The following is a 7,017-nucleotide window of genomic DNA, read 5'->3' as shown; positions in this document are numbered from 1 at the left end:
TGTGTTGACTGAACCACTGCCATCGGGGGCAAGCCCCCTCCCTCATTGTTGGCTGCGTGCAGGTTCTGGCTACATTGCTTCACAGAACCGAAACAAAATCGCTACAAAATACTTAGGCGGCTACCTATCAACCGCCCGCCAGCCCGTATATAAAGTCACTCCATCAATCAGGCAGAAGGACGATTGACTGTCCTTAGGCTTTACTGTTGACACAATCTGACGCAATTACACATTTTGTCTTAATTGCGCAGGTTAGGGCTCAGGCGCAGCATATCCAACCCTATGTCGGCCCAACGCTCTGCCTCCTGATGCAACGCGTAGCTGTCAGGCACCAGCAGCCATTGCCAGAGCAGCCCGTCGATGTAGGCATGCAGGCACACTGCCCCTCGGACAGTGTCGAGGTTTTCCGGAAGTTGCCCGCGGTTCACCGCGTTACGCAGTGTCAGGCCGATGCGCAGGTTGCATTCGAGGGTGTGGGTCTGGCGTTGGCGGCGCATGTCACACATTTCATCGGTGAATTCGCACTTATGAAACAAAATCTCATTGATGCGTCGGGTTTTCGGGTCCAGAACCACTTGATGAAACAGATGAATCAGCAACTTGCGCATGCACCCCAACGGGTCAACCTCATCCTCGCTTTCACTGGCGCGCGCCAATTCATCCAGGGGCTCGTGCAGGGTTTCCAGCATCGCCTGCAACAAATCGGCCTTATTGCTGAAATGCCAATAGATGGCGCCCCGCGTCACCCCGGCCAACGCCGCGATATCCGCCAGCGTGGTCCGCGCAACACCGCGCTCGTAAAAGGCATGCTCGGCGGCTTGGAGAATCTGGTTGCGCGTTTCCTGAGCTTCCTCTTTGGTGCGACGAACCATGGCAGTAAAACCTCAATCGGGATACTTGAGACTATCGGTAACGCGGCTTTAATAGGCGGTAACGATCATCTGAATAAATTGTGGGACGACACCGTCATGGGCGCCGAACGTACTAGAATCGAGGCTTTGGGCGTTGCTTTGTCAACATTGCGCGAAACCTGTCAAGAGTTTACAAACAACCATGAACGTAAGTATATTGCGTAGCAAGCTACTTATCTACTCACAACCTGTTTTTTACCCTTCCACACTTCTTGTGCGCACCCTGCGCGCCTGACCCGAGGATCTTCATGCAACTTAAGCCAGCTGTTACCGCTCTGGTCACTGCCGTCGCCCTGGCATCGCTGCTCAGCGGATGTAAAAAGGAAGAGGCGGCTCCGCCCGCTCAAATTCCTCAGGTCGGCGTGGTCACCCTTCAACCGCAAGCCTTCACCCTGACGTCCGAGCTGCCAGGCCGCACCACCGCCTACCGCATCGCGGAAGTTCGCCCTCAGGTCAGTGGCATCATCCTCAAGCGCCTGTTCAAGGAAGGCGGGGATGTGAAAGAAGGCCAGCAGCTTTATCAGATCGATCCGTCGGTCTATGAGGCCACCCTTAAAAGCGCACAAGCCAGCCTGACGCAGACCAAGTCGATCTCGGATCGCTACAAGCAATTGGTCGACGAACAAGCCGTCAGCCGTCAGGAATACGACACCGCTGTCGCCAACCGCATGACCGCAGAAGCAAACGTTCAAACCGCCCAGATCAACGTGCGCTACACCAAGGTGTTCGCGCCGATTTCCGGGCGTATTGGCCGTTCCTCGGTGACCGAGGGCGCGCTGGTCAGCAATGGCCAGGCCGATGCCATGGCCGTGATCCAGCAACTGGACCCGATCTATGTCGACGTCACACAGTCCTCGGCTGAAATGCTGAAACTGCGCCGCGACCTGGAAAGCGGCCAGTTGGAGAAAGCCGGCGCCAACGCCGCCAAGGTCAAACTGACCCTGGAAGACGGCAGCAGCTACGGCCTGGACGGTAAATTGGAGTTCTCCGAAGTGTCGGTCGACCAGACCACCGGCTCGGTGACCCTGCGCGCGGTGTTCCCCAACCCTGACCACACCCTGCTGCCGGGCATGTTCGTACATGCCCAGTTGCAAGCCGGCGTGAACAGCAAGGCCATCCTGGCGCCGCAGCAAGGCGTGACCCGCGACCTCAAGGGCACCCCGACAGCGCTGATCGTCAATGCCGACAACAAGGTCGAGCAACGTGAACTGGTGGCCAACCGTACGACGGGTGCCTACTGGCTGGTGGAAAAAGGCTTGAACGCCGGTGACCGTGTGATCACCGAAGGCCTGCAATTCATCAAGCCGGGCATCGAAGTCAAGGTCAAGGACGCCGGCAACGCCCAGCCCGCTGGCACCGCTGCTCCTGCTGCCGCTGCTGGCAAAGGGGAGTAATCCATGTCGAAATTTTTTATCGACCGTCCCATTTTCGCCTGGGTAATTGCCCTGGTGATCATGCTGGTCGGGGCACTTTCGATCCTGAAGCTGCCCATCAACCAGTACCCGGCCATTGCGCCAACCGCCATCGACATCCAGGTGACCTACCCAGGCGCGTCTGCACAAACCGTGCAGGACACCGTGGTGCAGGTCATCGAACAACAGCTCAACGGTATCGACAACCTGCGTTATGTCGCCTCGGACAGTAACTCCGACGGCAGCATGACCATCACTGCGACGTTCAACCAGGGTACCAACCCGGACATCGCCCAGGTCCAGGTGCAGAACAAGCTGAACCTGGCGACCCCACTGCTGCCGCAAGAAGTGCAGCAGCAGGGTATCCGCGTAACCAAGTCAGTGAAGAACTTCCTGATGGTGATCGGCCTGGTGTCGGAAGACGGCAGCATGACCAAGGACGACCTGTCCAACTACATCGTGTCCAACATCCAGGACCCGATTTCCCGGACTGCGGGTGTAGGTGACTTCCAGGTCTTCGGTTCGCAGTACGCCATGCGTATCTGGCTCGACCCGGCCAAGCTGAACAACTACCAGCTCACGCCGGTGGATGTCAGCAACGCCATCCAGGCCCAGAACGTCCAGGTTGCCACTGGCCAATTGGGTGGCCTGCCCGCCCTGCCCGGCACCCAGCTGAACGCCACCATCATTGGCAAGACACGCCTGCAAAGTGCAGATGAGTTCGCCAAGATCCTGATGAAGGTGAACGCCGACGGCTCTCAGGTTCGCCTGGGCGACGTTGCCCGTATCGAACTGGGCGGCCAGAACTACAGCATCAGTGCGCAGTTCAACGGCAAACCGGCATCCGGCATGGCAATCAAGCTGGCGGCGGGTGCTAACGCCCTGGACACTGGCAAGGCCATCCGCGCCACCGTGGCATCGCTGGAACCGTTCTTCCCGCCTGGCATGAAGGCCGTGGTGCCTTATGACACCACGCCGGTCGTAACCGAATCGATCTCCGGTGTGGTTGACACCTTGGTCGAAGCGATCGTGCTGGTGTTCCTGGTGATGTTCCTGTTCCTGCAGAACTTCCGCGCCACCATCATCACCACCATGACCGTACCGGTGGTATTGCTGGGTACCTTCGGGATCCTCGCGGCATTCGGTTTCACCATCAACACCCTGACCATGTTCGGCATGATCCTGGCCATCGGCCTGCTGGTGGACGATGCCATCGTCGTGGTCGAAAACGTCGAGCGGGTCATGGCCGAGGAGCACCTGTCGCCGAAGGAGGCGACGGTCAAATCCATGGGCCAGATCCAGGGCGCCCTGGTGGGTATTGCCCTGGTACTGTCGGCGGTCCTGTTGCCGATGGCGTTCTTCGGCGGCTCCACCGGTGTGATCTACAAACAGTTCTCCATCACCATCGTTTCGGCCATGGCGTTGTCGGTACTGGTTGCCCTGATCTTCACCCCGGCCTTGTGCGCCACCATGCTCAAGCCGATCGATCCGGAAAAGCACGGCCAACCCAAGCGCGGCTTTTTTGGCTGGTTCAACCGCACCTTCGATAGCGGCGTACAGAAGTACGAGCGCGGCGTCGGTTCCATGATCAAGCACAAGGTTCCAGCGTTCCTGGTGTATGCGCTGATCCTGCTGGGCATGATCTGGATGTTCACCCGTATCCCAAGTGCGTTCCTGCCCGATGAAGACCAGGGTGTGATCTTCGCCCAGGTGCAGACCCCCGTCGGCTCTTCGGCTGAACGCACACAAAAAGTCATCGACGATATGCGTGCCTTCCTGCTGAACGACAAGGAAGGCGAGCCAGGCGAAGGCAAGGCCGTGAAGTCGGTATTTACCGTAAACGGCTTCAACTTCGCCGGCCGTGGCCAGAGTTCGGGCCTCGCCTTCGTGATGCTCAAGCCGTGGGACGAGCGTGACGCGACCCAGTCGGTGTTTGAAGTGGCCAAACGTGCCCAGGGCTATTTCTTCGGTGCCTTCAAGGACGCCATGGTATTTGCCATCGTGCCGCCTTCGGTTCTGGAATTGGGTAACGCCACCGGTTTCGACGTGTTCCTGCAAGACCAGGGTGGCGTCGGCCACGACAAGCTGATGGCAGCGCGTAACCAGTTCCTCGGTGCGGCCGCCCAAAGCAAGATCCTCGCAGGCGTGCGTCCCAACGGCGTGAACGATGAGCCGCAGTACGAGCTGAGCGTCGATGACGAGAAAGCCAGTGCCCAGGGCATCAGCCTGGCAGACATCCAGCAGACCTTGGCAATTGCCTTGGGTGGCAGCTACATCAACGACTTCATCGACCGTGGTCGTGTGAAGAAGGTGTATGTACAAGGCGATGCCGCCAGCCGTATGTCCCCGGAAGACCTGGACAAATGGTACGTGCGCAGCACCTCCGGGAAGATGGTGCCGCTGTCGTCCATCTCGTCGGGCAAGTGGATCTTCGGTTCGCCGAAGCTCTCGCGATACAACGGTGTAGCGGCGATGGAAATCCTCGGTACTCCGGCACCTGGCTACAGTACCGGTGACGCGATGGCGGAAGTCGAGCGTATCGCCAAGGACCTGCCAGCGGGTGTTGGTTATTCGTGGACCGGTTTGTCGTATGAAGAACGTTTGTCCGGCTCCCAGGCACCTGCGTTGTACGCGCTGTCGCTGCTGGTGGTATTCCTGTGCCTCGCGGCACTGTACGAAAGCTGGTCGATCCCGATCGCGGTGATTCTGGTGGTACCGCTGGGTGTCATCGGTGCTCTGATCGCCACCAGCCTGCGCGGCCTGTCCAACGACGTGTTCTTCCAGGTGGGCTTGCTGGTAACGGTGGGCCTGGCGGCGAAAAACGCCATCCTGATCGTGGAGTTCGCCAAGGAGCTTCATGAGCAGGGCAAAGGTATCGTCGAGGCTGCCATCGAAGCGTCCCGCATGCGTCTGCGCCCGATTATCATGACGTCCATGGCGTTCATGCTCGGCGTACTGCCGCTGGCCGTGTCCACGGGCGCGGGTTCGGGCAGCCAGCATGCAATCGGTACCGGCGTAATTGGCGGTATGATCACCGCAACTGTGCTCGCGATCTTCTGGGTGCCACTGTTCTTCGCAACCGTGTCCGCTGCTGGCGAGCGTAAAAAGACTGTTACTACTGAAACCCCTAAAGAGGCTGGCCAATGAGCAAGTCGCTACTTTCCCTGGCGGTCACGGCATTCGTGCTCAGTGGCTGCTCGCTGATCCCTGACTACCAGCGCCCCGAAGCGCCGGTGGCAGCTCAGTTCCCACAAGGGCCGGCGTATTCGTCGGCCCAGGCGCCGGGCCAGGCCGCTGCCGAGCAGGGCTGGAAGCAGTTTTTCCATGACCCTGCCCTGCAACAGCTGATCCAGACCGCGCTGGTGAACAACCGTGACCTGCGTGTCGCGGCCCTGAACATCGACGCCTATGCCGCGCAGTACCAGATCCAGCGTGCTGATCTGTTCCCCGCTGTGTCGGCTACAGGCAGCGGCAGCCGTTCGCGCACCCCGGCCAAGCTGTCGCAGAGCGGCGAAGCGACTATCGCCAGCCAGTACTCGGCCGGCCTCGGGATCAGTTCCTATGAGCTGGACCTGTTCGGTCGCGTACGCAGCCTGAGCGAAGAAGCCCTGCAAAAGTACTTCGCCACCGAAGAGGCCCGGCGCAGTACCCAGATCAGCCTGGTGGCCAGCGTGGCCAACGCCTACCTGACCTGGCAGGCCGACAAGGAACTGCTCAAGCTCACCCAGGACACCCTGGGCGCATACGAGCAGAGCTTCAAGCTCACCTCGCGCAGCAACGAAGTTGGCGTGGCCTCGGCTCTCGACCTGAGCCAGGCGCGGACCTCGGTGGAAAACGCCCGGGTGGCACTGGCACGCTACACCCGCCAGGTGGCCCAGGACGAAAACAGCCTGACCCTGCTGCTGGGCACCGGGCTGCCAGCGAATCTCGCCAGCAAGCCGCTGTCGGATGACCTGCTCAGCGAAGTGCCGGCTGGTTTGCCTTCGGACCTGTTGCAACGTCGTCCCGACATTGTGCAGGCCGAGTACAACCTCAAGGCGGCTAACGCCAATATCGGCGCGGCCCGTGCAGCGTTCTTCCCAAGCATCAGCCTGACCGCCAGCGCCGGTACCGCAAGCCCGACCCTGGGCGGCCTGTTCAAGGGCGGTTCGGGTACCTGGTCGTTTGCTCCGCAGATCAACATCCCGATCTTCAACGCCGGTAGCCTGCGCGCAAGCCTGGACTACTCGAAGATCCAGAAAGAGATCAACGTGGCCAACTACGAGAAGGCGATCCAGACCGGCTTCCAGGAAGTCTCCGACGGCCTCGCCGCACGTGAGACCTACAAGCAGCAACTGGATGCCCAACGTGGCTTCGTCGCGGCCAACCAGGATTACTACCGCCTGGCCGAGCGTCGCTACCGCATCGGTGTCGACAGCAACCTGACGTTCCTCGACGCTCAGCGCCAACTGTTCAGCGCCGAACAATCGCTGATCACCGATCGCCTTGCGCAACTGACCAGCGAGGTCAACCTGTACAAGGCCCTCGGCGGTGGTTGGAACGAGCAGACGGCGAAGAACGAGCCGTTGAAAGAAGAAGCGCCGAAGCTGAAGTTGTTCTGATAGCAGCGCTGTAAAACAAAACCGCTTCCCTCGCAGGAAGCGGTTTTTTTATGCCTGGTCATCGGTGCTTGCGTGCTATGACCGGACTGTTTT

Annotated in this window: 4 protein-coding genes; 3 read left to right on the top strand and 1 reads right to left on the bottom strand. The window is 59.8% G+C overall.

The genetic code is table 11. The annotated features are described in order from the left end of the window. Positions 1-239: 239 nt before the first annotated feature. Positions 240-872 carry a TetR family transcriptional regulator gene (locus ACODSV_RS23965; protein ID WP_024073921.1) on the bottom strand — a complete coding sequence of 211 codons (633 nt, stop codon included), beginning with the start codon at positions 870-872 and terminating at the stop codon, positions 240-242. Between the two features lie 287 nt (positions 873-1,159). On the opposite strand from ACODSV_RS23965, the gene ACODSV_RS23960 reads away from it, so the two are divergent. The 3 genes from ACODSV_RS23960 to adeC are packed head-to-tail and all read left to right on the top strand — an operon-like array spanning position 1,160 to position 6,924. Further along, the gene (locus tag ACODSV_RS23960; RefSeq protein ID WP_024073920.1) at positions 1,160-2,305 is read left to right on the top strand and encodes an efflux RND transporter periplasmic adaptor subunit; all 1,146 of its coding nucleotides are present in this window, start codon (positions 1,160-1,162) and stop codon (positions 2,303-2,305) included. A gap of 3 nt (positions 2,306-2,308) precedes the next feature. Further along, positions 2,309-5,470 (top strand): efflux RND transporter permease subunit, encoded by a 3,162-nt coding sequence (locus ACODSV_RS23955; protein WP_024073919.1) that lies wholly within the window; start codon positions 2,309-2,311, stop codon positions 5,468-5,470. Next, a complete protein-coding gene (gene adeC, locus ACODSV_RS23950; protein WP_024073918.1) occupies positions 5,467-6,924 on the top strand; it encodes an AdeC/AdeK/OprM family multidrug efflux complex outer membrane factor in 1,458 nt (485 codons plus the stop codon). The genes ACODSV_RS23955 and adeC overlap by 4 nt, the downstream gene beginning before the upstream one ends. Positions 6,925-7,017 lie beyond the last annotated feature (93 nt).

The organism is Pseudomonas sp. FG86 (assembly GCF_057808775.1).
This window is presented reverse-complemented; position numbering and strand designations above follow the sequence as displayed.

What these genes read in the sequence shown, in the direction of transcription:
- adeC (WP_024073918.1), top strand. Translation starts at nt 5,467, where the DNA reads ATGAGCAAGTCGCTACTTTCCCTGGCGGTCACGGCATTCGTGCTCAGT.
- ACODSV_RS23960 (WP_024073920.1), top strand. Translation starts at nt 1,160, where the DNA reads ATGCAACTTAAGCCAGCTGTTACCGCTCTGGTCACTGCCGTCGCCCTG.
- ACODSV_RS23955 (WP_024073919.1), top strand. Translation starts at nt 2,309, where the DNA reads ATGTCGAAATTTTTTATCGACCGTCCCATTTTCGCCTGGGTAATTGCC.
- ACODSV_RS23965 (WP_024073921.1), bottom strand. Translation starts at nt 872, where the DNA reads ATGGTTCGTCGCACCAAAGAGGAAGCTCAGGAAACGCGCAACCAGATT.